At 57.1% G+C, this 23,655-nt stretch carries 18 protein-coding genes; 13 read left to right on the forward strand and 5 right to left on the reverse strand.

Going from position 1 to position 23,655, the window contains the following annotated elements; translation table 11 throughout:
* Positions 1–330 precede the first annotated feature (330 nt).
* Positions 331–777, forward strand: a complete 447-nt coding sequence (locus tag BLW02_RS19785) for a hypothetical protein (RefSeq protein ID WP_159433799.1) — start codon at positions 331–333, stop codon at positions 775–777.
* A 255-nt stretch (positions 778–1,032) separates the two neighbouring features.
* Here the strand turns inward: BLW02_RS19785 and BLW02_RS19790 are convergent, their stop codons facing one another.
* The 3 genes from BLW02_RS19790 to BLW02_RS17775 form a co-directional block, all read right to left on the reverse strand.
* Positions 1,033–2,997 (reverse strand): phage tail tape measure protein, encoded by a 1,965-nt coding sequence (locus tag BLW02_RS19790; RefSeq protein WP_139285403.1) that lies wholly within the window; start codon positions 2,995–2,997, stop codon positions 1,033–1,035.
* Positions 2,998–3,262: 265 nt separating this feature from the next.
* On the reverse strand, positions 3,263–3,913 hold the full coding sequence (locus BLW02_RS17770; RefSeq protein WP_092701070.1) for a LexA family protein: 651 nt from the start codon (positions 3,911–3,913) through the stop codon (positions 3,263–3,265).
* 12 nt (positions 3,914–3,925) lie between these two features.
* Positions 3,926–4,552, reverse strand: a complete 627-nt coding sequence (locus BLW02_RS17775) for an RNA polymerase sigma factor (protein ID WP_092701073.1) — start codon at positions 4,550–4,552, stop codon at positions 3,926–3,928.
* Between the two features lie 270 nt (positions 4,553–4,822).
* On the opposite strand from BLW02_RS17775, the gene BLW02_RS17780 reads away from it, so the two are divergent.
* On the forward strand, positions 4,823–6,997 hold the full coding sequence (locus BLW02_RS17780) for a type IV secretion system DNA-binding domain-containing protein (protein ID WP_244273753.1): 2,175 nt from the start codon (positions 4,823–4,825) through the stop codon (positions 6,995–6,997).
* Positions 6,998–7,084: 87 nt separating this feature from the next.
* Here the strand turns inward: BLW02_RS17780 and BLW02_RS19795 are convergent, their stop codons facing one another.
* Positions 7,085–7,891, reverse strand: a complete 807-nt coding sequence (locus tag BLW02_RS19795; RefSeq protein ID WP_139285404.1) for a hypothetical protein — start codon at positions 7,889–7,891, stop codon at positions 7,085–7,087.
* Between the two features lie 294 nt (positions 7,892–8,185).
* Between BLW02_RS19795 and BLW02_RS17785 the strand changes: the two genes are divergently transcribed.
* The 3 genes from BLW02_RS17785 to BLW02_RS17795 all read left to right on the forward strand — a co-directional run bounded on the left by BLW02_RS17785 (position 8,186) and on the right by BLW02_RS17795 (position 10,326).
* Positions 8,186–8,866: a hypothetical protein gene (locus BLW02_RS17785; protein ID WP_139285405.1), complete on the forward strand. Its 681-nt coding sequence runs from the start codon at positions 8,186–8,188 to the stop codon at positions 8,864–8,866.
* Between the two features lie 84 nt (positions 8,867–8,950).
* Complete coding sequence (locus BLW02_RS17790; protein WP_092701079.1) at positions 8,951–10,021, forward strand: ArdC family protein; 1,071 nt, start codon at positions 8,951–8,953, stop codon at positions 10,019–10,021.
* The gene (locus BLW02_RS17795) at positions 10,018–10,326 is read left to right on the forward strand and encodes a protein-tyrosine phosphatase family protein (RefSeq protein WP_139285406.1); all 309 of its coding nucleotides are present in this window, start codon (positions 10,018–10,020) and stop codon (positions 10,324–10,326) included. The genes BLW02_RS17790 and BLW02_RS17795 overlap by 4 nt, the downstream gene beginning before the upstream one ends.
* A 67-nt stretch (positions 10,327–10,393) precedes the next feature.
* Here the strand turns inward: BLW02_RS17795 and BLW02_RS17800 are convergent, their stop codons facing one another.
* Positions 10,394–11,299 carry a hypothetical protein gene (locus BLW02_RS17800; protein WP_139285407.1) on the reverse strand — a complete coding sequence of 302 codons (906 nt, stop codon included), beginning with the start codon at positions 11,297–11,299 and terminating at the stop codon, positions 10,394–10,396.
* Positions 11,300–11,395: 96 nt separating this feature from the next.
* Between BLW02_RS17800 and BLW02_RS17805 the strand changes: the two genes are divergently transcribed.
* The 8 genes from BLW02_RS17805 to zorA all read left to right on the forward strand — a co-directional run bounded on the left by BLW02_RS17805 (position 11,396) and on the right by zorA (position 23,616).
* The gene (locus BLW02_RS17805) at positions 11,396–11,653 is read left to right on the forward strand and encodes a hypothetical protein (protein ID WP_092701088.1); all 258 of its coding nucleotides are present in this window, start codon (positions 11,396–11,398) and stop codon (positions 11,651–11,653) included.
* 17 nt (positions 11,654–11,670) lie between these two features.
* The gene (locus BLW02_RS17810; protein ID WP_092701091.1) at positions 11,671–13,737 is read left to right on the forward strand and encodes a type I restriction-modification system subunit M; all 2,067 of its coding nucleotides are present in this window, start codon (positions 11,671–11,673) and stop codon (positions 13,735–13,737) included.
* Complete coding sequence (locus tag BLW02_RS17815; RefSeq protein WP_092701095.1) at positions 13,734–15,086, forward strand: restriction endonuclease subunit S; 1,353 nt, start codon at positions 13,734–13,736, stop codon at positions 15,084–15,086. The genes BLW02_RS17810 and BLW02_RS17815 overlap by 4 nt, the downstream gene beginning before the upstream one ends.
* Positions 15,083–16,420, forward strand: coding sequence for a KAP family P-loop NTPase fold protein (locus BLW02_RS17820; protein WP_092701097.1), 1,338 nt, complete (start codon positions 15,083–15,085; stop codon positions 16,418–16,420). The genes BLW02_RS17815 and BLW02_RS17820 overlap by 4 nt, the downstream gene beginning before the upstream one ends.
* Before the next feature lie 18 nt (positions 16,421–16,438).
* Positions 16,439–19,588: a type I restriction endonuclease subunit R gene (locus BLW02_RS17825; protein WP_092701099.1), complete on the forward strand. Its 3,150-nt coding sequence runs from the start codon at positions 16,439–16,441 to the stop codon at positions 19,586–19,588.
* An 18-nt stretch (positions 19,589–19,606) separates the two neighbouring features.
* On the forward strand, positions 19,607–20,587 hold the full coding sequence (locus BLW02_RS17830; RefSeq protein WP_092701102.1) for an HTH domain-containing protein: 981 nt from the start codon (positions 19,607–19,609) through the stop codon (positions 20,585–20,587).
* 121 nt (positions 20,588–20,708) lie between these two features.
* A complete protein-coding gene (locus BLW02_RS17835; protein ID WP_092701105.1) occupies positions 20,709–21,593 on the forward strand; it encodes a WYL domain-containing protein in 885 nt (294 codons plus the stop codon).
* 25 nt (positions 21,594–21,618) lie between these two features.
* Positions 21,619–23,616, forward strand: coding sequence for an anti-phage ZorAB system protein ZorA (gene zorA, locus BLW02_RS17840; RefSeq protein WP_092701108.1), 1,998 nt, complete (start codon positions 21,619–21,621; stop codon positions 23,614–23,616).
* Positions 23,617–23,655 lie beyond the last annotated feature (39 nt).

Here is a 23,655-nt window from a genome sequence, read left to right on the forward strand (position 1 = left end):
GCCGACGGCGCCGGCGTTTAACCCCTATCCCCGATCAGTTCAGGTGGGGGAGTTTGAGGTGGCCATAGGCGGGGGAATTTGGGTGGCCATCGGGGTTGAAAAATGCGACTTTCTGACCAGTGGATATTCACTGGCTTGTGTTGTCTTCGCGAAGCGGCAGACTGAATCAATGCGCAGCCGCGCAACACACAGAAGGGGATGCCAATGAGAACAAGACTAGCGCAACAAATAACAACCACTGCAGCAGCCGCTTTGCTGGCATGCCTCAGCGCCAGCTCACATGCTCAAACACAATCCACAACCCCCGAGAACTGCACGCGAGTGAACGGCATGCTCTCTTGCTACCCAACCGACAAGCTCGCAGGTGAAAAGAAGGATTCAAAGGCGACAACTGAGGAAAAAGCAGCAGATGACAAAGCGCCAGAGGGCAAGACGGCTCTCCCAACTTATTCAAAGTCGCAGTTGCCTAGCCACGGCGTAACCTTCAATGGCAAGGGCTATGCTGCGGCCACTGGGATCAAAGTCACCGGCGTCTTGACCGGAACCTACTGTTCGGGAACGACCTTGATGAACAAATACAGTGACGGGACAGCAAACATTGCCGAGAAGAATTCGACGAAATGCGGATACAAGACCCCAGGAGGTGGCGATGGTTGGGGGCCGGGGTATAACTGCATCGGAAACACGCTTTATTTGGTTAGTTCAGATGGATCCAGCGTTATTGTTGACACAAACGCTTACTGCGGTTTGGGGTCAACAGGAACAAATAGATGGTAATGGTTGCTTTCGAACTATTGGCTGGCTAGCTATTTGGACCTTCGCTGTGTAGTTCAAGTTGCTCGCGACAGCGGTCACTAACTTTCAAATCTAAACTTTATGCGCTGGGGCTCCGTCCTCTTCAAACAGAGGAGCTGAGCCCCGATTTGCGTTGGCTTGCTAACCAATCCCCAGATTCTCATGGCAAACACAACCGTTGCAAAAAGAGCCTTTGCTTGCGCAAAGGCTCTTTGTTATTAGAAACCGCTTGAACAATTAGCGAGCTTCTGGCTTTCTTGGGCCGCTGCCGCCAGTCGTCCACACGTTGGTTGCGAAAGGGTTAGGTTCCATGCCACCTGTTCCAGTGGGGTTGTAATTCGGGTTCCTTTCCAGACCGCCCGTTCCAACATTTTCCAAAGCAGGACCTTTCCCATTGGGAGCGATCCAGCCAATGCCTTCTACAAGCCTAGCGCCTGGCGCGTTGGGTTCGGTTCTGATGTAGCCAGCAGGCATCTTTCCTGTTTGCCAAACAACTGGGCCTTGCTCAGTGCCAAGCAATGGGGGCCGATTGCAAGACACTTGGCCATCCTTCCCAAGAATACAGTCTGGACCACCAGTGCCGCCAGGTCCAAGAATGTTGGGATTCTTTTCCAGACCGCCCGTTCCAGCATGTTCAACAGCAGGACCTTTCCCATTGGGCGCGATCCATCCCAGTCCCTCGACGAGCATGGCTCCTGGCCAGTTCGGTTCGGCTCGGATGAAGCCAGCAGGCATCTTTCCTGTTTGCCAAACAACTGGGCCCTGCCCCAAGCCAATTCCATCCACCACATGGCAAGACATCTGGCCATTTTCCATCTTGCATTCCGGGGGCATTGAGCAACCAGTGCTAGGGTTCTGGTCGGGGCGGCATGGCGGCAGCGGGTCGACAACGTGGCAGACCGGCTGGCCGTTTTCCATATTGCAATTCGATTGCAAGAAGCCGGATGTGTCGCCAGTCAAAGCAGTTGCTTGGGGCTTGTAATTTTGCGCTGTCGCATTGCTGGCGATACCTGGCAAGACGCTCGGAGCGATGCCGACGCCGACGCCTTTCGCCGCATCGATCGCTCCCTTCCACAAGTCAGTCGGTTTGACTGGGATTGGCGTGCCAACGCATTTGCTAATTCCAGCTCGCGTCTTGGTCAACACCTGCCCAGGTTGGCAAGTGGATGGTCCGCTGCCAATAGACGGCAGCGAGCCGCTGGCTGCGGCAGCGGCCGTTGCCGCTCCGTAGACGACGGGCAGATCCGTTTGGCCAGATGCTTGGCGGTTGCGCTCCAAGTCCGCATACATTTTTGCGTAGTCAACGACTCCATCTGCGCTGGTGTAAGCGCTCTTCTGGCTTGGGTCGCAAATCTTGGCTCCAGGAGGCGCTGCATGGGCGACGGGATAGCATCCGTTTTGCCAAGAGGTGTCCATCGCGGTTCCATTTGCATTGGATTCCTTGACAGCTTTCCATGTCGAGAGCACTTGCTCGTAGCTCTGATCGGGCACGCCGTTGTGCATGCGGACGGTGTGGAAGCTTCCGTCGGGCATTTGGTATTGCATCGACCCATTGCCTTTGACTAGCGCCGAACTCGATTGCATGTCGTCGGCGAGCCCATATCCATATGTTCCCTTATACATGGCATCTTGGAGCTGCCCCTGCAGCTTCACATAGCGAGGATCATTGGGCTGGGTGGCTCCGCTGACGACGTAAGCTGCGTAATAGGCTGAATACGGATTGAGCCCCAACTTCAACACCTGTTGCATCATTTGATCGGTGCTGGGGTTGCTGGCGGCGTATTGGCGCAGCTCCGATTCGCTGATCCAGCGGCCTTGTGTTGGCGAATAAACGCCTTGGCCGGCGACGGCTTGCTGGACGCCAACAGGAGCCGGCGTTGCCGGCGCAGGCTGCGATTTGACCAATTGGCCGGAGCCGTTCCACGCATAGCCATTGGATTGCGTGCCGACCCAGGAATTGATGGCGGAATCCCTCTGAGCCTGGGATCCTCCATAGTTTGCCGAGCCCATGGCTGCGGAAATTTGGCTTTGGTTCATCCCGTAGGCTGCGGCCGCCGCTGCGATTTGGTCCGGCGTTGGATTGGATGCGAAAAACTCGTTGATTTGCTGCTGGCTTGGCATGGATTGAGCGTGAGCTCCCAAGCAAAGCAACAACGAAGCCGCCACAGCGACTGCGTTGATTTTTGGTTTTCTGATTTTCATGGTCTCCCCTTTATGTGGAACCATGCGAGCAGGCTCCTGCATTCAAATTACAAGCGGCGGGAGATTGCCGCAATGCAGGACCTGGCCTTCTGTCTGGCTTGAGCGCTCTTTCATCAGCAATTGAGCGCCTTTTGTCTGAACGGAGCTCGTCAGCCGGTCTTGGATTCAAATGTTTCAATGCGTTGAATCAACGCAGGCTGTCAGTTGGTGAATAAAGCCGGAGGCGGCTCGACTCTCCGGCAATTCTCTTTTCGTTGCGTTTGGTTTATGGCAGCGGTCCTGCCCGTCCTCTCACGATGCCCTGGATTGAAAAAGTTTCGGGACCGCCAAGCCGGATTGGCGGATAGGCCGTGTTGCTGGATTCAAGCCATGCGCCGTTCCTATCGACTCGCAATAGTTTGACCATTTCTCCATGTTCCGCCGTGTGGACCAATACGATGTCCCCGTCCTTGGCTTCGCATCCGAGCTCCACCAGGATCGAGTCTCCATCGTGGATGCCGCTGGGCGTCATCGAGTCGCCGCGAACTGGGAAGAAGATGGTCTTCTCCCACTTCTGCTTGCCGAACAAATCTGCGGCGGTTGTGGCGTTCGCTGAATCGTCGGATGGCATCCACTGGCCCCGGCCTGCGGACACCAGGTGGTGAGCGTAGGCCATCTTGTCGAATTTCGGCATGGGGAACAGTTCGACGCTTCGCGCGTCCTCTTTCGCTTCGGGTTCGAGTTCCGCTGCTTTCATGAGCGCGGCCTGGCATTTCATCGAGCCAATCGCTGAACTGAAGATTGCGAGCTGCTTGTCGGGGTCGTGCCCAAGGGAGCTTAGATGGGCTCGGAGTTGCTCTTCGCTCATCAGGTCGACTTCCGCTTCGGTGAGGGTGCGAGTCGTGTTCTGCGTGAGGTTGTTTGTGGTGTTCTTCATTGTTGTCCTCCCTTATTGCTTTGAGCCGTGGATCGTTCCGAGGCCCATTTCCTTTCCAGCTCGCATGAAGGCCCGCCAGGCTCGCTGGTCTGCCGCCCTCATGGTGTTGGGGTCGATGTCGAGTTCTTCGGCGATCTCGGCAGGCGTCAGCCCTTCTAAATAGCCTTCCGCAGCTCTCTTGGCAAGAGCGTCTTTGGCAAGGGTCGCCGAGGCCCTGACATTGAGCTCAGCCACGATCCGGATGCGCTCTCGACCGATCGCATCGTCTTCCGCAGATTGTGTGGACGAGGCTTTGCAGATTTCCATCAGCACAGAGCTTGGCCCCTCACGGCCTTGCGCTTCCCAGTCCATCAGTTCTTCTATCGAATATGCAGAGCGCTCTGCGCGTCTGCGATCGGAGTTGGCAATGCTGCGAGCGGCTCCAAGGATGAAGGCCTGGTAATCGAGGCCTTTGGGCCAATGCCGGCTTCCTGAGCAAAGGCGGCTGAGCACCTCATGGAGAAGGTCTCCTGGGCTTGAGAAATGGGAGTTCCGGGAGATGGGTTCAATCTTGACGAGCAGGGCGAGCCTTTCCTTGCTTGTCATGTTGGCAGTTGCGTGTATTGCATCTTGGATGGTGTGGTGGTCTTTGTCTGGCATGGATGTCTCCGCATGTTTTTATGTTTTGTTGTTGCATAAGCTTTGTTTTGGAGTTTGTTGCGATCTTTGATTTATGGATGCACATGGATGCGCTTCACTCCTACCACGCTATGCGCTTGAAGAGGTTGTTTTGCAGGCCTGTCTATGCCTGTGCCGACGTGCGGTTGAATTGCTTGCCGCTCGACCCGATAACTTGCCCGTCTGTCAGCCCCCGCGTGTAACCAGCCTCGCTCGATCGCCTTGAGAGGGATCGCAATGGAGGAGGGCGGAATGGAAGACAAGACGATGTATGAATGGGGCCAGGGGCAAACCTTGGCTCCTTCGGTGAAGCGGATCGACCCGATCGGGTATGTGGCGACGAGCGCGGTGGCGGGTTTGGTTTTTGCCGTTGCAGCCCTCTCTCTGGTTTGGCGCCCAATCCTGGGGTTCGATGCGCCGCCCGGCGCGTTGGGCGATCACCTGATGTATTGGGCCAAGTCGCTGGGCCACCTGTTGCCGGGTCATTTCTTCCGCGAAGAGGCGGCCTTCTATGCGAGAACTCTGGGCAATTTCAATGAGAGCCAGTGGTGGGCGTTCGGGCTGCGGCTGGGCTTTGGCTTCGCCTTCTTCTTGCTGCCTTGGTGGCTGTTCGCCGGAAGCTACCTGAGGCCTCGCGACCAGCTCATCCACATGCGAGGCTCGAATCGGCTGACAGGCAACGAGGCGAAAGCGGCCTTGGTCGCCAGCCTCAAGGGTCGGGTGGAGCGCCGCCCGGACCATGAGATCGCTCCTGGCGTGCCGTATCCGGCGGACTTGTGGACCCGGCATGTCCTGGTGGTCGGCGGCACAGGCTCCGGCAAGTCGACCGCCATGAAGCCGCTGATCGCCAAGGTGATCGCTGCAGGCGAGCAGATGTTTCTATTCGACCCCAAAGGCGACTTCACCGAAGCTTTCAAGGAGCCTGCGATCTTGGCCCCTTGGGACTGCCGATCACTCGCTTGGGACATTGCCAAGGACATGCGCAACCAGGCCGACATGCGACGCTTCGCCTCGGCCATCATCAGGGAGAGCCAAGACCCCATGTGGTCGAACGCATCGCGGCAGTTGCTGGTCGGCTTGATGATCTACCTGCGCAAGACTCGCGGAGAAGACTGGGGATGGCAGGAGCTGCGCGACTTGATCACGCTTCCGCAGACCCGGCTCCACGCGATCATGGAGAAGTGGCACCCTGAGGCCGTGAGGGCTGTCGAGAAGGCTTCGGTCACATCGGCCGGCATCCTAATCAACCTGTCGTCGTTTTGCTCCGCAATCGTCGACCTGGCCGAGGCCTGGGGGCACTTGCCAGCCTCGCGCCGAGTGAGCTTCATCGACTGGATCGGGGGAAAGTCCAAGTTCAAGCAGATCATCTTGCAGGGGCATGCAGCCTACGGCGAGCTGACCAAGAGCTACGTTGAGAGCATCGTCGGGGTCATCGCCGCCATCGTGAACAGCGTCGAGATGGGCGACGACCAGAACCGCAAGCTTTGGTTCATCGCCGATGAATTGCCCCAGTGCGGGAAGATTCCTATGCGGGCGCTCTTCGAAGTTGGCAGATCGCGCGGGGTCCGTTGCGTGATCGCATGCCAAGACTTCGCTCAGCTTGAAGAGATACACGGGGCGTCGTTCGTCAAGGCCATGATCGGCATGTGCGGAACCTTGCTGGTCGGCCAGATGATGCAAGGCGAAACCGCCGAGCAGCTCTGCAAATCGTTTGGGGCGAGAGAGGTCGAGCGCGCGAACACGTCCTCGTCCTACGGGCCGGGCGGTTCAGGCCCCAATCGGTCCACCACGCTCTCCTACAGCCGGGACGATGTGCCGCTCTACAAGCCTTCCGAGCTCTCGTCGCGCTTGGGCCTGACACAGGATGGCTTGGCGACCCGGTTGATCCTCTTCACAGGCGGCAACGCCTACGAAATGGACTGGCCCATCCAAAAGATGCCGCCCATGCGCGCCCGCTTTGTGGCTGCTGAGTGGACGACAGTTCAAAAGGATGCCGATGTCGATTCCCATCGGCCATTGCCACCGTCAGAGCCTGAGAAGAAGCCCGCTTCGCCAGGAGCGCAATCCAAGGATCCGCGAGATTTAGGCCAGAGCGAGCCGGTGATCGACATCGGCGAGGTCTACCCCACGCTTCCTGCGCAGATCGTGGTCGAGCCGGCGATGTTGCATTCAGGCGAACCAGGCCAGGCAACCTCGGAGCATGGCTTGGAGCAAGGCCTGCCTGTTTCGGAAGCTGGGGCTGGGCACTCCATGGAGTCCATCGGAGCCGGCCCGATCGCATCCATGGGCGAGATCGCCGCAGCAGCCGATGCGATGCGGGACATAACGCCCATCCCTAGGCAGGAGGTGCGCGTCGAGCAAGCCCAGTCGCCGACGACGCGGGCGGGCTTGCCGCCGGTCAGCCATCGGCCCAGCCGTGAGCAATAGCAGAAGCAGCCCAGCGATCCTGCCTCGTCTTCAAAACGCGAGCTGGATCGCTGAGCTTGGGTCGATGACAAACACGATGAGGTTGCCTTACCGAGGCCCGTTGGAAAGGGGATTTGCTGTCGGGGTGGAATTCTGCGCAATAGCGGCATCCGCAGATTCTTGCTCGGAGCGGGCTTGGTGCAGCTTCATGACAACAACACCAAGCGAATCGTCAACTGAGGCTCCCTGGGAAAAATCGGATGAACCCAATGCCATGGATGCATTGTCCTGAGTGCTTCTAATCTTCATGCCATGCAATGCGTTGGCAACGAACTTTGGAAAGATCATGTCAGCCAATGCGCTTCTTTTTACGACGCTCGGATCGGTTGCGGCTTCTTCTAGAGTGGTTCCGCCAACAACATTGGAATGGACGGTCTTGAGCGCCTTTGAAAATGTGGAAGCTGAATACTCAGAATACATCGCGCTGGTTTTGCGATTCACGGCAGCAGCCAGTTGAGCCATCCGGACACCTTCCATTTGCTCCCATAGCGCTTGATCATGGATAACCACAGGTGGTTGAGGGACGCCTTCCGCTAGCGCCTTGTCGCCGGACTGCTTGGTGAGGAATAGCGCGGACGCTTCAACTTTGTTGAGCGAGTCCGCTCCGTTTTCGGAAAGCTTGGTCAATGAATGGTCGAGGGCAACAAGCGCATCGAGCGAAAGGCCTTCCGGAGGAGCTCCATTCAGGCGTGAGCCGATTCTTTCAAGGAGCATGGATCGGGCCACCACTTCCATTTCCTTTTGGAGCTTTCCCTTGAGGTCGGGCGGCAGCGCTGATTCAGCAACAGTGGGGTTTGTGTTGTCTATTCCATTTGCCGCTACGTTTGCCGCATTGCTCAACCAATCAGTGCTCATGCTTTCCCCCTTTTCATTCGTTCATTACAAGATATCGCGCTAACTCGGCAAGTTCAATTGAAGGGTTGGCCGTCGATCCGATCTGGCTGGTGAATTGAAAGGCGGCCGATGCGATGCGGGACATAACGCCCATCCCTAGGCAGGAAGTGCGCGTCGAGCAAGCCCAGTCGCCGATGCGGCGGACGGACCTTGCCGCCGGTCAGCCAACGCCCCAGCCGCAAGCAATAGGCCATCGTCGATCGCATTCCCATGCAGGGGCCGGCATCCCGCCGGCCCTCTATCTGGAGGAATGTGATGGACAAAGAAATTGAAAGCGGAAATTTGAATCTCGCCGAGGAAGGCCTGCAGCCCGACGCTGCTGCGAAAGCCCATGGCGGACAGGCTGCTGGCGGCGAGGGCGAGGACAGCCTGGTGATCGTCGACGACTGGCTCTTGCCTGAGGAAATGGAGCAGGCGGGCGATTTGGGCGGCGAAGGCGACGACACGGACGGCCCAGCCCAAGCCAAGGAAAGGTCGCGGCTTGCGGCGCTGCGAAAGGTTTGCCTGTTGCTCAAGGCGGCTGGTCCTTTCAAAGGTGTTTCCTCAGTGTTGGCCAGCCGAGGTTTGCGCTCGAAGGCGATGGACGAGTCGCCAACCCCACACAGCGAATGGAAGCGCCTTGGCGACGAAGCCTTGGGCTTGGCTCCCACACCCGTTCAGATCCCGATGCTCATCGAACCAATCGATATCGACGGCGAGTGCGAGCAGCTCGGCCATCGAGCGGATCCGGTCGAGCTATGCGAATCCGGCGAAGCCGAGGGCGGCGATATGGATTCGTTCAAGCGGACGCTGGCGTCGCTCAAGGAGATCGTGGCGCTCGAAGTGCGCCAAAGCGTGGAGCTTGGCCGCGCGCGAAAACACCTCGACCGAGCAGAGGAGGCTTCGCATCAGCTTGCCAAGCTTGCGATCGAGACCCTCAGAGGGTGCCGGCGATGACTGGTTGAGGGATGGGAGATCCCCCTGCCGGGGAACTCCTGAAACGTCGAAACAAAGAAGAACAACAACACAAAGGAGGCGCGAATGAACGCGATCAATGAACAAGAACAAGAGGCCGTGCGGCAGGCCAAGCTCGATGTGAAAAGCGAGGTTGCACGCCAGCTCATTGATGCCATGGAGGCCGGCAACACGCCCTGGCAGAAGCCCTGGAAGAGCCAGGCCTTGATGCCGATCAATGGGAGCACGCAGAACGGGTATCGCGGAATCAATCGCATCCTGCTTGCCCTGCAAAACCGCTCTTCGAATGTCTGGTTGACTTTCAAACAGGCAGGCGACAAGGGCTATCGGGTCCGCAAGGGCGAGCGCGGCACGCCAATCGTCAAAGTCGTCGAAGTTGAACCATGGGCCAAGAGCGATGGCGGCGAGAGAGTAGGGGCGCCAGAGCCCGGCACGGCTAGCCAGGGTGAAGGCAAGGAAAACCGCAAGGCTTTCATTCTCAAACGCTACTTCGTATTCAATGCCGAGCAGATCGAAGGCTACCCAATCCCGCAATCTGAGGCGGAGCCATCTTCAGGCCTGGAATCAATCGAAAAAGCCCAGGCGATCGTTGACGCAATGAAGGAACAGACCGGGCTCATGGTTATCCATGGCGGCGACAAAGCTTGCTACATCCCGAGCCTTCACGAGGTCCGCATGCCATCGCCGAAGGCGTTCAAGACACCATACGACAGATGGGTCACCGAATTTCACGAATGCAGTCATGCATCGATGCATGAGAAGTGCTTGAACAGGACCAATGCGATCAGCAAAAAGTGGGGCGATGAGGCCTATGCCCTCGAGGAGTTGCGTGCGGAGATTTCATCGTGCCTTCTGGCTCATTCAACTGGTATCGCTCAGCAGTTGGGGGCAGTGGCAGGAGGCCATGCCCAGGCTGGCGCAGCGGCCGACGCATACGCCAATCACAGAGAGCAGCACGCGGCTTACCTGCGCTCATGGGTCAAAGCGATCAAGAAGGATCCGATGGCGATCTTCTCAGCCGCCAAAGACGCGGACTTGATTTGCGACTACATGCTTGGCCTGGTTCAAAAGCGCGAAGCCATGGCGGAGCATCGCGAATGGGTTGCGGAATACGAACTGGCCGGGAGCGCGAGATGAAGAAGCCGAAGCAGTCGAAAGCAAGCGGAGGCGGCCGCTCTCAAACGGGCGGCCTTCGTGCAATGTGCGCGGACATCGCAGGCGATGATGTCTCACTGACATTCATCGAGGGCCATGACGACGCGATCCTTGGGGTGGCAGAAGACGATGGGATTTGGCGGGTCGTCTACTCAGAGGCTTTGATCATTCGAAAGTTGAAGGACCGAGACGGCATGTCGTCCAGCGGAGCTCAGGAGTTTTTTGAATACAACTTCGTTGGGGCAATGCTTGGGCATGCAACGCCAGTCTTCGTCAAGGGCTCATAGAGATGCCGAGGAGTCAAGCGAAAGGCGGGCTTGGCGTCTGCCTTCGCTTTTGGCAGTCCAAATCCAATCATGCGATGGCCCATCCGAATTCCCGAAGGACCAATCCAACCGATTCAATGGCGAATTCGTCATCACCGCTCTCAGGTGGCTTGGTTCCCTTTTCGTGTTGGACGTTGGGCTTGCCTCTCGAATGAAGGATGGCAACGATTTGAGCTGACTTGGCTGCGCAATACATCCCGAGCTTCTCCAACTTTTCAGCCAGTTTTCCGAGTTCGAGCTTGAATGCTGAATCGTCCGCATGGCCTGACTGGACCAGCCACCTGGAGATCAGCACCGTCAGAGCAGCCCGGCATTGATCCACCACCGAAACAGGGCTCTCCCGGTAGGCCGCATCGAGAACCTTTTCAATGGCTTGATTGATGGCTGGTCGATGAATCTCAGCCACTTGTCGGGAGTCGATAGCTGGAAGGATGGCGTAGGCCGACAGCGATTTCAGCGTCAGCATCACCGACCCGTTGGCTTGCGCCTCAGCTTGGACGATCCGCCATGCAGATGAGGCCATTGCGCTCCCCAACGCCAGGATCATCCCTTGTCCTTGATTGGGTTTGTTCAGCAGCGTTTGGCACGCCCAGAAGGTGTAGAGCATTTTGACCACCTGGCCCATGGCGCCGACCGATCGCATCATTGGATCCTCGTAGGGGTGGGGGGCAACGCTCTGAGCTCCTGGCTGCGATTGGCCCGCATAGGGCTCATACAGGCGGCCCCTGCGCGTCCGGGCTACCGGATCGAACGAGTCCTCCCTAAACACCCAGCGGAGCGCATCGGTAGCCAAACCTCGGGGGAGGTCCTTCCAGTCGGCATCCGATTCGATGAGCTTCGCCTGGGCGATGCTAGGCGTCGGGATCGACGGCACATTGGGCGCGCCCATCCCTTCATAAACCAATCCGGTGTTATTGCAGATGCCCAGATGCATGTTGTCTCCCAAGTTGTTGCCGGGGGTGTTGACATTTACCATCCGGCTTGATAATGGTATGTCATCTGTATTGCAGTTGCATAGTGGAGAGCAAACATGGCCACAGTTCGAAATGCCCCCATAGCCTTCCGGTTTGATCCGGAGGTCAAGCAAGCCCTGGCGTTCATTGCCGAGAGGGAGGGGCGCAGCATGGCCAACATGATGGAGTGGCTCGTCCGCAAGCACTGCGAGCGCGAAGGCCTAGGCTGGCCACTAGCCGACCTGGCGAAGCCCGCCGCCCAGCCAGCCGCCGCATCCAAATCCGCCGCCAAGCCCAAGGCCGCGCGCGCAGTTCGAAATACCAAACAAGCTTGATCAGGGAGTCGCAAGCAATGAACGCATCAGAAATCGCATCTTTCATTTGGTCCATCGCGGAGCTGCTCCGTGGAGACTACAAGCAGAGTGAGTATGGCAAAGTGATCTTGCCATTCACCGTCCTGCGCCGTCTCGATTGTGTCTTGGAACCTACCAAGGCCGCCGTGGTAGCCGAGCACCAGGCTATGAAGGACAGCGGCATGCCCATGGAGCAATTCCTCCTGGACAAGTCGGGCATGAGCTTCTTCAATAGCTCGCCGATGGACATGGGCAAGTTGCTCAATGATCCGGCCAACTTGCGGGCCAATGTGATCTCCTATCTCGAAGGATTTTCCGAAAACGTCCGGGATATCTTCGAGAAGTTCGAGTTCGACAAGCAAGTTCTGAAGCTCGACAGCGCAAACCTGCTTTTCCTCGTCGTCCAGAAGTTCGCTTCGGTGGACCTGCATCCGTCCAACGTCAGCAATGCGGCCATGGGCCACATGTTCGAGGAGCTCATCCGCAAGTTCGCCGAACTCTCCAACGAGACGGCAGGGGAGCACTTCACGCCCCGCGAAGTGATCCGCTTGATGGTGAACCTGCTTTTCATCAATGACGGCAGCGGCCTCACCGATGCCGGGGCTGTGCGCACTCTCTACGACCCGACCGCAGGAACTGGCGGCATGCTTTCCGTCGGCGAAGAGCATTTGGTTGCGATGAACCCTAACGCCAAGCTCGCCTTGTTCGGCCAGGAGCTCAATCCCGAGTCGTTCGCGATATGCAAGGCGGATATGCTGGTCAAGGGCCAGGATGTCGGCAACATCATCCTGGGCAACACGCTCAGCCAAGACGGCCACAGCGCTCGCAAGTTCGACTACATGCTCTCCAATCCGCCCTTTGGCGTGGAGTGGAAGAAGGTCGAGGATGCCATCCGCAAGGAGCATGAAACCAAGGGCTTCAATGGCCGCTTCGGGCCAGGCCTGCCCCGAGTCTCCGATGGCAGCTTGCTGTTCCTGTTGCACCTTGTCTCGAAGATGCGCGACCCAGCCAAGGGCGGCAGCCGCATTGGCATCGTCCTCAACGGCTCGCCCTTGTTCACGGGCGGGGCGGGCTCGGGAGAATCCGAAATTCGCAAATACCTCTTCGAAAACGACTTGGTCGAGGCGATCATCGCCCTGCCCAACGACATGTTCTACAACACCGGAATCGGCACCTACGTTTGGATTCTGAGCAACCACAAGCCTCCCGAGCGCAAGGGCAAGGTTCAGCTCGTCGATGGCTCTGCCTTATGGGTCAAGATGCGCAAGAGTCTGGGCAGCAAGCGCAAGGAGCTTTCCGTCCAGGATGTCGCCGACATCACCAAGCTCTATGGCGACTTCGCCCCGGCAAGCCTCGCCACCGTCTTCGACGCGGCAGGCAAGGAAATCTCGCATGCCATCTTGAATGAGGGGCAGCAGGCTCCGGCAGCGCCCAAGGATGGCAAGGTCGAAATCGCCCCGATCTCGAAGATTTTTAAGAACTCAGACTTCGGCTACACGACCATCACCGTCGAGCGTCCCTTGAAGCTTCGCTTCGAGTCCAACGAAGTCAGCCAGGCCCGCCTCAAGGAGGCTGCCACGGGCGGCAAGAAGGCTCCGGCCAAAGAGGATGTCGAGGGCGTTGAGAAGCTCCTGAAGGCCTTGACTGCCAAGGGAGCGATGTTCAAGCGGAAGGACGCCGAAGCGGCTGCCGTTGCTGCCAGCAAGGCGGAGGCTGTGGAGCTCAACGCCTGGATGGGTAAAACGCTTTGGTCCTGCATCGAGCACCGTGACCCGAATGGCGAAGTCCAAACTAAAGGCAAAGGAAAGATCGAGCCCGACTCCGAACTTCGTGATACGGAGAATGTGCCGCTGGCCGAAGACATCCAGGCCTACTTTGATCGCGAGGTGAAGCCTCACGCTCCCGACGCATGGATCGACGAGACAAAGTCAAAGGTCGGCTATGAAGTGCCATTCAATCGCCACTTCTATGTCTTCAAGCCACCGCGCGACCTGGCTGCCATCGACAAGGACTTGAAAGCTGTAACGGCCAACATCATCAAGATGCTGGGAGGGCTTTCCGCATGAACTTTCCTGCATATTCGAAATACAAAGACAGCGGTGTGGAGTGGCTCGGTCAAGTTCCCGACCATTGGGACGTTGACCGAATCAAAGCGTCTGTGGAAAGCGCTAGAAACGGAATCTGGGGTGAGGAGGCCGATAGCGAAGGGCTGGACATCCCGTGCGTGCGCGTCGCTGACTTTGATCGTGGAACTTTGAGCGTCAAGTTGAACGATCCAACCATGCGCAAGGTAACTGAAAAGGAGCGTTCTGGGCGGGTCCTCTTGAAAGGTAACCTGCTGTTGGAGAAATCAGGTGGAGGCGAGGGACAGCCTGTTGGATGCGTAGTCCTGTATGACGATGAAAAACCGGCAGTTTGCTCAAACTTCGTTGCTAGAGTGGAGTTGTCGGATGGAATGGTTTCTTCCTTTTGGCGTTATGTTCATGCCGCTGCCTATTCAATTCGGCTGACGACCTGTTCCATCAATCAAACGTCTGGCATTCAGAACCTTGATCAAGCCGCGTATTTCAATGAACGAGCAGCCTTTCCGTCAGAAGAGGAGCAGAAGGCAATCGGGAAATTTCTCGATCACGAGACGACCAAAATCGATGCACTGATTCACGAACAGAATCGACTTGTTGAACTTCTAGCAGAAGAGCGGCATGCGGTTGGATCGAACTCGATCACAAAGGGCTTAAACCCTTTGGCTGCAACCAAACAAACAGGGGTTGAGTGGCTGGGAAATGTTCCTAGTCACTGGAAAATTGTTGCTCTGAAGCGATTGGCAACTGTTCAATGTGGTGTCGCCAAGGGCAAGGACTATATGGGCAAAGACACTGTCAAAGCCCCATATCTTCGCGTAGCGAATGTTCAAGATGGCTATCTGGACTTGGAAGATGTAGCTGAAATCGAAGTCGGAGTGGAGGATGTTCAACGTTACCAGTTGCGAGACGGCGACGTGTTGATGAATGAAGGTGGCGACTTTGACAAGCTTGGGCGTGGGCACATTTGGCGAGAAGAAATCGCGGGCTGCATTCATCAAAACCATGTGTTTGCCGTGAGGCCAACACTCGTGTCATCGGAATGGCTAAATGCTGTGACTGGGTCCGCGTATGCTCAGTTTTACTTCATGACGCGTTCAAAGCAAAGCACGAATCTCGCGTCAATTTCCTCCAGCAATATCATGGAGCTGCCTGTTTTGCTCCCTCCTGAGGATGAGCAGCGTGAAATTCTTTTGCACATCAAAAGAATTCAGGAAAAAGCAGATTTGCTCGCGAAGGAAGCAGAAAAAGCGATCGCCCTGCTTAAGGAGAGGAGATCCGCACTTATCGCAGCTGCGGTGACGGGCAAGATTGACGTTCGGGAGGCAGCATGAATCAACCGACCTTGCCAATATTCAAGCGACCCACGACCGACGACATCCCTACTCGCAGATTCGAGGGCGATCTCTATGCGCGCGAGGAGCTTGCAAATCGGCTGACGCAGATGCTGGCCAGGATGCCTGACGGGGCCGTTTTGTCCATTGACTCTCCATGGGGTGAAGGAAAGTCTTGGTTTGGCCGGCGTTGGCAGGCCACTCTTTCCGATCAAGAATTCCGAACGGCCTATATCGACTGTTTTGCTCGCGACCACATTGAAGACCCATTCACCATGCTGGCCAGCGAATTCATTGCGCTGGCAAAGCAAGGCAAGCCCGAAGCCCAAGTCAAGCTGCTGGAGGCGGGGAAAAAGATTGGGGCTTCGTTGTTGCCTGCTGCTGCCAAATTTGCCGCCAATGCGGCGGGCCACTGGCTCATCGGCAATGCAGAGCTTGGCGACGACATTGCGAAGTCGGCTGAGGCTATTGGCGAAAAGGGAGCAGACAAGCTCGAAAGGCTTGTGGCCAAGTCCATTGAAGACTACGAGGCTGGAAAAAAAACCGTTGACGGCTTCAAGAAGGCACTAAGAGAACTTGCGGCTGAATCGGACAAGCCGATCGTCATCTTCGTGGATGAGCTCGACCGCTGCCGTCCAGATTTCGCGGTTCGCACCATCGAGCGGATCAAACACTTTTTCGATGTTCCGGGGATCATCTTCGTCTTGCTGATCAACCGCAAGCAACTGACTGCGGCTGTCAAGGGCCTCTATGGACAAGAAGTCGAAGCCGACGCGTATCTAGGGAAATTCATCAATCTGTCCCTTAGCCTTCCCAAGCATGCGTCTGGCGAGTTTCACTCCCCCGACGACAACCGGAAGCACTGCGAAGAGACGTTGGTTCGATACGGGTTCGCACGGAACAACGGCACTCAGGAATTCAGCCAGGTCATGGGCGTGCTTGGCACTCAGTTCAAGCTTTCATTGCGCGACATAGAGCGGGCTGTGATCCTTTTCTCTTTCGGGCAACCTATCAATTCTTCGGCTGTCTACGCGCCATGGCCAATCGCTCTAAAGCTTGCGCACCCCGACCTGTTCGCCAAGCTTGTCCTCAATGACCGCGAAGCTCATTCTGAGGCGTATCGGCTTGCGGCGAGTGTGAGAGAAAAGTCACCGGAAAACATGAGGCCGGCCATTCAGCTTCTGGAAGAAATGCATAACTGCGGTTCGCAGGGCTTTGCTCGCGAGCTTCCTGAGGAACAAGCGCAAATGTTGAGTGGAATGACTAGGGTTCATGGAGTGAAGCGATTTTTCGCGTGGCTTTTTGAGCGGGCCGATTTGACCGTTTCACAATAAATCCAATAGGGAGTTCTTATGGCTGAAAAACATAAAGAGAAGACCTTTGAAGAGGAAGTTGTCGTCGAGCTTTGCTCTCGCGGCTGGGTGGAGGGCAAGGCGACCGGCTACGACCGCCAGTTCGGGCTTTATTCCGAGGATGCGATCGAGTGGATCAAGCAGACCCAGCCGAAGACTTGGGCCAAGATCAAAGCAGATCGCAACGGCCAGGCCGAGGCATCGGTCCTCTCAAGGCTTGCGGAATGCCTTGGCAAGGAAGGCTCGCTCTCCGTGCTGCGGCATGGTTTCAAGGATGTCGGCGCGCGCTTCGATATGTGCCAGTTCAAGCCCAGCCACGGCATGAATCCGGACATCCTCGAAAAGCATGGCAAGGTCATCCTGCGAGTCGTTCGCCAGGTCAAGTATTCCTGCAACGCTGCCAACGAGAACTCCATCGACTTGGTCTTCTTCGTCAACGGGATTCCGGTGGCAACCTGGGAGCTCAAGACCGACTTCACTCAATCCATCGACGATGCGGTCAAGCAGTATCGCGACGACCGACCGCCGCAAGACCCTCAGACCCGAAAGAACGAGCCGCTGCTGAGCTTCAAACGAGGGGCGTTGGTCCACTTCGCTGTGAGCTCGGCGGAAGCCTGCATGACCACCCGGCTTGCGGGCAAGTCCACCTACTTCCTTCCCTTCAACTTGGGCGACGACGAAGGGGCCGGCAACCCGCCAAACCCCAATGGATATCGGGTTAGCTACCTTTGGGAACGGGTCTTCGAGCGATCGGCATTGCTCGACATCCTGGGTCGCTTCATGCACCTGTCCATCGAAGAAAAGATCGATGAGCATGGCAAGAAGCAGACGAACGAAACGATGATCTTCCCTCGCTTCCATCAATGGGAGGCGGTCACGCAGCTCATCGCTGCAGCCAAGGACGAAGGGGCTGGAAATCGCTATCTGATCCAACACTCGGCAGGTTCAGGCAAGAGCAACTCGATCGCCTGGCTCTCGCACCAGCTTTCGAGCCTGCACGATGCCAAAGACAAGAAGATTTTCGATTCGGTGATCGTCGTCACCGACCGCACGGTCCTCGACGCCCAGCTCCAGGACACCATCTACCAGTTCGAGCACAAGGAAGGCGTCGTCCGCAAGATCGACGACAAGGCCGGTTCGAAGCCCAAGAGCGAACAGCTCGCCGAAGCGCTCAAAGCCAATACGCCAATCATCATCTGCACATTGCAGACCTTCCCGTTTGCGATGGAGGCCATCACTAAGGACGCTTCGGCCAAGGGCAAGCATTTCGCTGTGATCGCCGACGAGGCCCACTCATCCCAAGCGGGCGGGGCGGCCAACAAGCTCAAGGCAGTCCTGTCCTCCGACATGGAGGCTGTGCTGGAGCCGGAGCGGATCAAGGAAATCCAGGATGGCGATGACATTTCGGCCGAAGAGCTGATGCTCATCTCCATGCATGGCCGCTCGAAGTCCCAGAGCCTCTCCTATTTCGCTTTCACAGCGACGCCCAAGGCCAAGACCTTGGAGCTCTTCGGGCGGCTGCCCAAGCCTTCGGAGCCCGCAGGCCCCGACAACCTGCCAGAGCCGTTCCACCTCTACTCGATGCAGCAGGCTATCGAAGAGCGTTTCATCTTGGACGTGCTCAAGAACTACGCCACCTACAAGATGGCGTTCCGCCTGGCCCACAACGGCAAGGACTATTCGGATGACGAGGTCGAGAAGTCTTCGGCCTTGAAGAGCTTGATGCGTTGGGTCCGCCTGCATCCCTACAATATCGCCCAAAAGATCGAGGTCGTCGTCGAGCACTTCCGGGCCAATGTCAAATGGCGCCTGGAAGGCAAGGCAAAAGCCATGGTGGTCGTCGCCAGCCGCAAGGAAGCCGTTCGTTGGAAACTAGCCATCGACGCCTACATCAAGAAGAAGGGTTACAAGGACATGGCAGCCTTGGTCGCCTTCTCAGGCGATGTTGTCGATTCTGAGAGCGGCTTTCCCGATGGCGTCTCCGAACGCGCCGAGAAGCTCAATGCCGGGCTCGCATCCCGCGACATCCGCGAGGCTTTCGCCACAGACGACTTCCAAGTCCTCATCGTGGCCAACAAGTTCCAGGTCGGCTTCGACCAGCCCAAGCTCGTCTCGATGTATGTGGACAAGAAACTTTCTGGCGTGACCGCAGTCCAAACGCTCTCGCGGCTCAACCGGACCTTCAAAGGCAAAACCGACACATTCGTTCTCGACTTCGTCAACGAGGCCGACGAAATCCTCGAAGCCTTCAAGCCCTACTACCGCAAGGCAGAGCTCTCAGGCGTCTCCGATCCCAACCTTATCCACGACCTGCAATCCAAGCTCGATGGCGAGCGCATCTACGAGGCTTCGGAAGTCGATGCTTTCGCGGCCGCCTACTTGAATCCGAAGGGAACCCAGGCTCAGCTGCAGGCCAAGATCGCCCCGGCTGTCGACCGGTTCGCCAAGCGCCTCAAAGCTGCCAAGGATGCCAAGCCCAAGGACGGGGAGGAGATCGACCGGCTGACGATGTTCCGCAAGGATGTCGGCTCATTCATCAGGGCCTACGACTTCCTATCGCAGATCGTCAATTACGCCGACACCGACTTGGAGAAGCGCTCGATCTTCCTGAAGCATTTGTTGCCGATGCTTCGGCTCGACCGCGACGGCGCCCAAGTTGACTTGTCTTCGGTGCTGATGACCCACTACAACCTGCGCTCACGCGGCCAGGCGGACATTCCGTTGACCAAAGATGTCTCTGAAGACGGCAAGCTCAACCCGCTGACCGAGATCGGTGGCGGGGTTTCCAAAGACCCGCAGAAGGAGAAGCTATCCGAGATCATCCAGTCGATGAACACGCTCTTCGAGGGCGAGCTCACCGACGCGGACCTTCTCAACTACGCCCAGCACATCCGCGACAAGATGTTGGAAAACTCGGTTCTTGAAAGCCAGGCTGCCGCCAACGAAATTGACCAGTTCGGGGCAAGCCCCGATTTCGAGAAGGCCATGATGAAGGCTGTCGTTGACGCCTTTAAGAGCCACAAGACAATGTCCGAGCAAGTGCTCAAGAAGGACTCTGTCAAAGAAGGGCTGGGAGACTTGCTTTTGGGAATGGTTTATGAGGGATTTAAGGCGAAACTTGGCTCAAGCGGATCGCGGCCCGCAGCCTAAGAAGATCGGGAGGAACGCATGGCTAAATACACATTCTTGAATCTTGCTGAGGAGGTCCTTGTCACGCAAGGAAAGGCAATGACTCCACAGGAAATCTGGGATGCTGCCAAGGTGGCGGGTCTTGACAAAAAGGTTGCAAGCAAGGGGCAAACACCTTGGGCCAGTCTGCATTCGCGGCTCATTGTTGACGTTAGAGACAACCAGGCTACTCGCCTTATTCGCGAGGGCAAACCTGCGAAGTTCTCAGTCAAGGATCCTATTGCCAGTAAGGCAGCGATTGAAGTCGTGAATTCAGTGATGAATGGCATGCAGCCGACCGAGTCGGACGAGCCAGAGTTGAACGCTGTTCCTGAAAAGGTGAGCAAGTTTCCCTACAAGGAACGCCAAATTCATCCGTTCCTTTCAAGGTTTGCGCATTACGCATTGAGAGGCGTCTATTGCAAAACAATCTTCCACGAAACCTCGTCGAAGAAGAGCTATGCCGAGTGGCTTCATCCGGATATGGTGGGATTCTGGTTCCCATTTGAGGACTACAACAAGGAGCTGCTTGCCTTATCTGGCAATGGCATGTCTATCGCTCGCTTCTTTTCATTTGAACTCAAGAGAGAGATCACCTTCGGCAACCTGCGTGAAAGCTTCTTTCAAGCGGTGTCGAATTCGTCCTGGGCACATGAGGGCTACCTGGCTGCTCCAAATATCGACGATTCAGAAGAGCTTCGCGATGAGCTAGCTCGACTTTCTGGTTCCTTCGGGATCGGAGTCGTTGAGCTCGATCTTGCCGATCCGCAAAAGAGCCAGGTGCTGTTCCCAGCAAAGGTCAAAGATGCAATTGACTGGGACGGCGCGAACAAGCTCGCAAAAGAGAATCCAGATTTCCGCAAGTTTCTGACCGATGTTCGCATTGACATCTCTAACGCGATAGCCCACCCATCAGCTTTCGACCCAGTTCCTTCGCTCGAAGACTTGGGTAAGTTGTGGGCAGGTTGGTCGTCAAGCTAGCGAAACCCCTGTCGGCCTGTTCAGTGCGGTGAGATCATCAATTTGATGACCGTGTTAGTATCTTTCCTGTAGTGGCAAAAATAGTCCACGCGCGCGGTGCAACAACAGGAAGGCGGCGCTTTTGGTCAATCCGGTGGAGGCTTCACAAGCTCAGCGCGAACGGCTCGCGTTCTTGGAGCTGCGCGCGTTCTTCACGGGTGAGCTGAGGCGATCCGACATCGAGTCCCGTTTCGGTATCAAGCCCGCTGCATCATCCCGAGACCTCGCCCTCTACCGGGAGATCGCTCCCGACAATCTCGAATACGACTCGGCAGCCCGCTGCTACAAGCCATCGGAGTTGTTCCATCCTGTTTTTGAGTTCAACCCTGACCGGGTGCTTGCCTGGCTGTTGCAAGGCTTTGGCGATGGTCTGGACCTGGGGTTGAAGCCTGCAGCGCCTTGCGAGGGGCCAGGACAACTCACCAAACCTGATTTGAAGGTGCTGGGAGCGATCACCCGCTGCATGTGCGCGAAGCGGCCTGCCCGAATCAACTACTTGTCGCTGTCGTCAGGCTCAAAGCGGCGCGAGATCGTGCCTGTTGCCCTAGCTGACAACGGAATTCGCTGGCACGTCAGGGCATACGACCGCGAGCGCAAGCGATTCAGTGATTTCGTGCTCACAAGAATCAGCAAGGTCCAGGAGCTGGACCAGGCGGTGGAAGGATCTGAGCTGCTTGGCGCCGATGAGCAGTGGGCCAGGATGGTGGAGATGGAGCTCGCCCCGCATCCAAGTATCGAGCATCCCCAGGCCATCGAAGCCGACTATGCGATGCAAGACGGCTGCCTTCGGATCAAGGCCAGGGCAGCTCTCGCAGGCTATGTGCTCAGGCGATGGAATGTGGACGCGAGCCCGGACCACCGGCTGGATCCTGCATCGCATCACTTATGGCTGCGAAATGCTCAGACGCTTTATGGGGTAGAGAGCGCAGCACTTGCACCGGGATTTCCTAGTGGGAATAGCCGTTGAAATGAAATTGAATAGGGAGCAATAGATGCCAAACAACATAGGCACGCTGATTTCGGAATACTGGCACATAGGGCTTGTGGCAGTCTTGCTTGCCGCGCTGACAGTCGACTTTTTCGCGCGTTTTTTCCTGGGCTCGTTCAAGCTAAGAGGGGAGCTGAGCGACGCCATACGCGAGCTCCAAGCTATCAGCTCAAAAGCGAACGGCGAGCTTGTCGACCTGAATGCCGTCAAAAGCAGGGCGATGAAGTCCGAAGCTCTTTCGCATCTTTGGGCCGAATACGCCAAGACGCTCCATCCTCAAATGGAGGGCGAAGACGAGCTGGGGCAGCAGAAGATCAAACGCTATCGCTCCACCGCCTTGGCTGATGCCTTTTTCACTGAGCAGGCCATCGTCGACAACAGGCTCAAGACCGACTTCTTCAAGCATCTTCCAGGCGTTTTGACTGGCCTTGGAATCATTGGAACGTTCGCGGGTCTCATCAAGGGCCTGGTGAACTTCAACGTCAGTGTCGATCCCGGCGCCGCTCAGGAGCAGTTGCAAGGCTTGGTTCGCTCCGTAGGCCACGCTTTCTATGTCTCGGCATCCGCAATCTTCCTGGCGATGTTGATCACATGGATCGAGAAGACGATGGCGACTGCCCGCTATGGGCAAGTTGAAGAGCTTCGTGAGCTCATTGATGGACTCTTCAAGGGCGGAGCCGGCGAGGAGTATCTGCAAGGCCTTGCCCAATCTTCCCAGGATGCTGCAACGCATATCAAGCATCTCAGGGACACGCTCGTCGTCGACTTGAAGGAGGTTCTGACGACGCTGACCGAGCGGCAAATATCAGCCCAGGCTCAACACACTGGCCAGATGTCGGTCGATGTCGGCAAGGCGATTACTGATGCTGTCGCGCAGCCGATGGCAGCTATCACCGATGCAGTCCAAAAGGTCAGCGGCAACCAAGGCGATGCGATCAACAAGCTGTTGACGGACGTTCTGGCCAGCTTCTCGGCTCAGATGCAAGAGATGTTTGGCGGGCAGATGCGCGGCATGGCTGATCTGCTCAAGCAAGCGAGCGAATCGATGAAGGAGAGCGCCCTCCAGTTCGGGCAGCTCGCCTCAAACATGGACGCCGCTGGCACCAACACGGTCGATGCCATGGGCGACAAGCTGGCGAAGGCCTTGGATGCGATGGACTCGCGCCAGTCGGCGATGAATTCCCGCATGGGAGAGTTCGTCGAGCAAATTCGGAATCTCGTTTCTCAATCGCAGTCCGAGACGAATCAAAAGCTCCAGGAAGCCTTGTCGGCTGTGGGAACGCAAGTGGCAGGAGTTGTCGAGACGCTTCGGAAGCAGGCCGAGCAGGCGGATATTGCCCAGGGTGATCGCTCTCGCAAGTTCGAGGAGTCGACCGGCCAGGCCATTTCTTCGCTGTCTGGGCAAGTTGAGCAATTGCTCAGCCAGTCCATGGAGACAAACAAGTCGCTGCAAACCTCGGTGGCGGCCTTGGCCGGCGCGACCGATCGGGCAATCTCCGGGCTCAATTCCGGCGCGGAAACCCTCTACGTGGCAGCCAGCGATTTCGCCAAGGCGGGCAATGGCGTGACGGAGACAATGAAGATGTCGGCGGCGGCCACAGAGGCCATCAAGTTGTCGTCCAACCAACTGGTGGTCGCCACGGATGGAGCCAAAGGAATCATTGCCGACTACGGCCGCACTCGTGATGTGTTCGCCACAATGGTCGCGGAGTTGAGGCAAACCGTGGAGAACGCGAAGCGCGATGCTTCGCTGACTTCTGAGCTGATCGCCCGCATCCAGGCTGCGACCAAGGAGCTTGGAGCTGCGCAGCAGCAGTCCGAGGACTACCTCAAGGGCGTGTCGACGGCTTTGGTGGGCGCGCACGAATCATTCAGGGACAACATCGACAAGACCCTCGGGGAGGGCAATCGGCGGTTTCAGAAGGAGCTCTCCGACTCCGTTGGGCCCCCGATGGCCACCCAAATTCCCCCGCCTATGGCCACCTCAAACTCCCCCACCTGAACTGATCGGGGATAGGGGTTAAACGCCGGCGCCGTCGGC

The sequence above is a fragment of the Acidovorax soli genome, assembly GCF_900107605.1.
Classification (GTDB): domain Bacteria; phylum Pseudomonadota; class Gammaproteobacteria; order Burkholderiales; family Burkholderiaceae_C; genus Acidovorax; species Acidovorax soli.

Coding starts and splice junctions, on each gene's coding strand:
- BLW02_RS17785 (WP_139285405.1), top strand. CDS start 8,186: ATGGACAAAGAAATTGAAAGCGGAAATTTGAATCTCGCCGAGGAAGGC.
- BLW02_RS17795 (WP_139285406.1), top strand. CDS start 10,018: ATGAAGAAGCCGAAGCAGTCGAAAGCAAGCGGAGGCGGCCGCTCTCAA.
- BLW02_RS17800 (WP_139285407.1), bottom strand. CDS start 11,299: ATGCATCTGGGCATCTGCAATAACACCGGATTGGTTTATGAAGGGATG.
- BLW02_RS17775 (WP_092701073.1), bottom strand. CDS start 4,552: ATGCCAGACAAAGACCACCACACCATCCAAGATGCAATACACGCAACT.
- BLW02_RS19795 (WP_139285404.1), bottom strand. CDS start 7,891: ATGAGCACTGATTGGTTGAGCAATGCGGCAAACGTAGCGGCAAATGGA.
- BLW02_RS17805 (WP_092701088.1), top strand. CDS start 11,396: ATGGCCACAGTTCGAAATGCCCCCATAGCCTTCCGGTTTGATCCGGAG.
- BLW02_RS17780 (WP_244273753.1), top strand. CDS start 4,823: ATGGAAGACAAGACGATGTATGAATGGGGCCAGGGGCAAACCTTGGCT.
- BLW02_RS17770 (WP_092701070.1), bottom strand. CDS start 3,913: ATGAAGAACACCACAAACAACCTCACGCAGAACACGACTCGCACCCTC.
- BLW02_RS19790 (WP_139285403.1), bottom strand. CDS start 2,997: ATGAAAATCAGAAAACCAAAAATCAACGCAGTCGCTGTGGCGGCTTCG.
- BLW02_RS19785 (WP_159433799.1), top strand. CDS start 331: ATGCTCTCTTGCTACCCAACCGACAAGCTCGCAGGTGAAAAGAAGGAT.
- BLW02_RS17825 (WP_092701099.1), top strand. CDS start 16,439: ATGGCTGAAAAACATAAAGAGAAGACCTTTGAAGAGGAAGTTGTCGTC.
- BLW02_RS17790 (WP_092701079.1), top strand. CDS start 8,951: ATGAACGCGATCAATGAACAAGAACAAGAGGCCGTGCGGCAGGCCAAG.
- BLW02_RS17810 (WP_092701091.1), top strand. CDS start 11,671: ATGAACGCATCAGAAATCGCATCTTTCATTTGGTCCATCGCGGAGCTG.
- BLW02_RS17830 (WP_092701102.1), top strand. CDS start 19,607: ATGGCTAAATACACATTCTTGAATCTTGCTGAGGAGGTCCTTGTCACG.
- BLW02_RS17820 (WP_092701097.1), top strand. CDS start 15,083: ATGAATCAACCGACCTTGCCAATATTCAAGCGACCCACGACCGACGAC.
- zorA (WP_092701108.1), top strand. CDS start 21,619: ATGCCAAACAACATAGGCACGCTGATTTCGGAATACTGGCACATAGGG.
- BLW02_RS17815 (WP_092701095.1), top strand. CDS start 13,734: ATGAACTTTCCTGCATATTCGAAATACAAAGACAGCGGTGTGGAGTGG.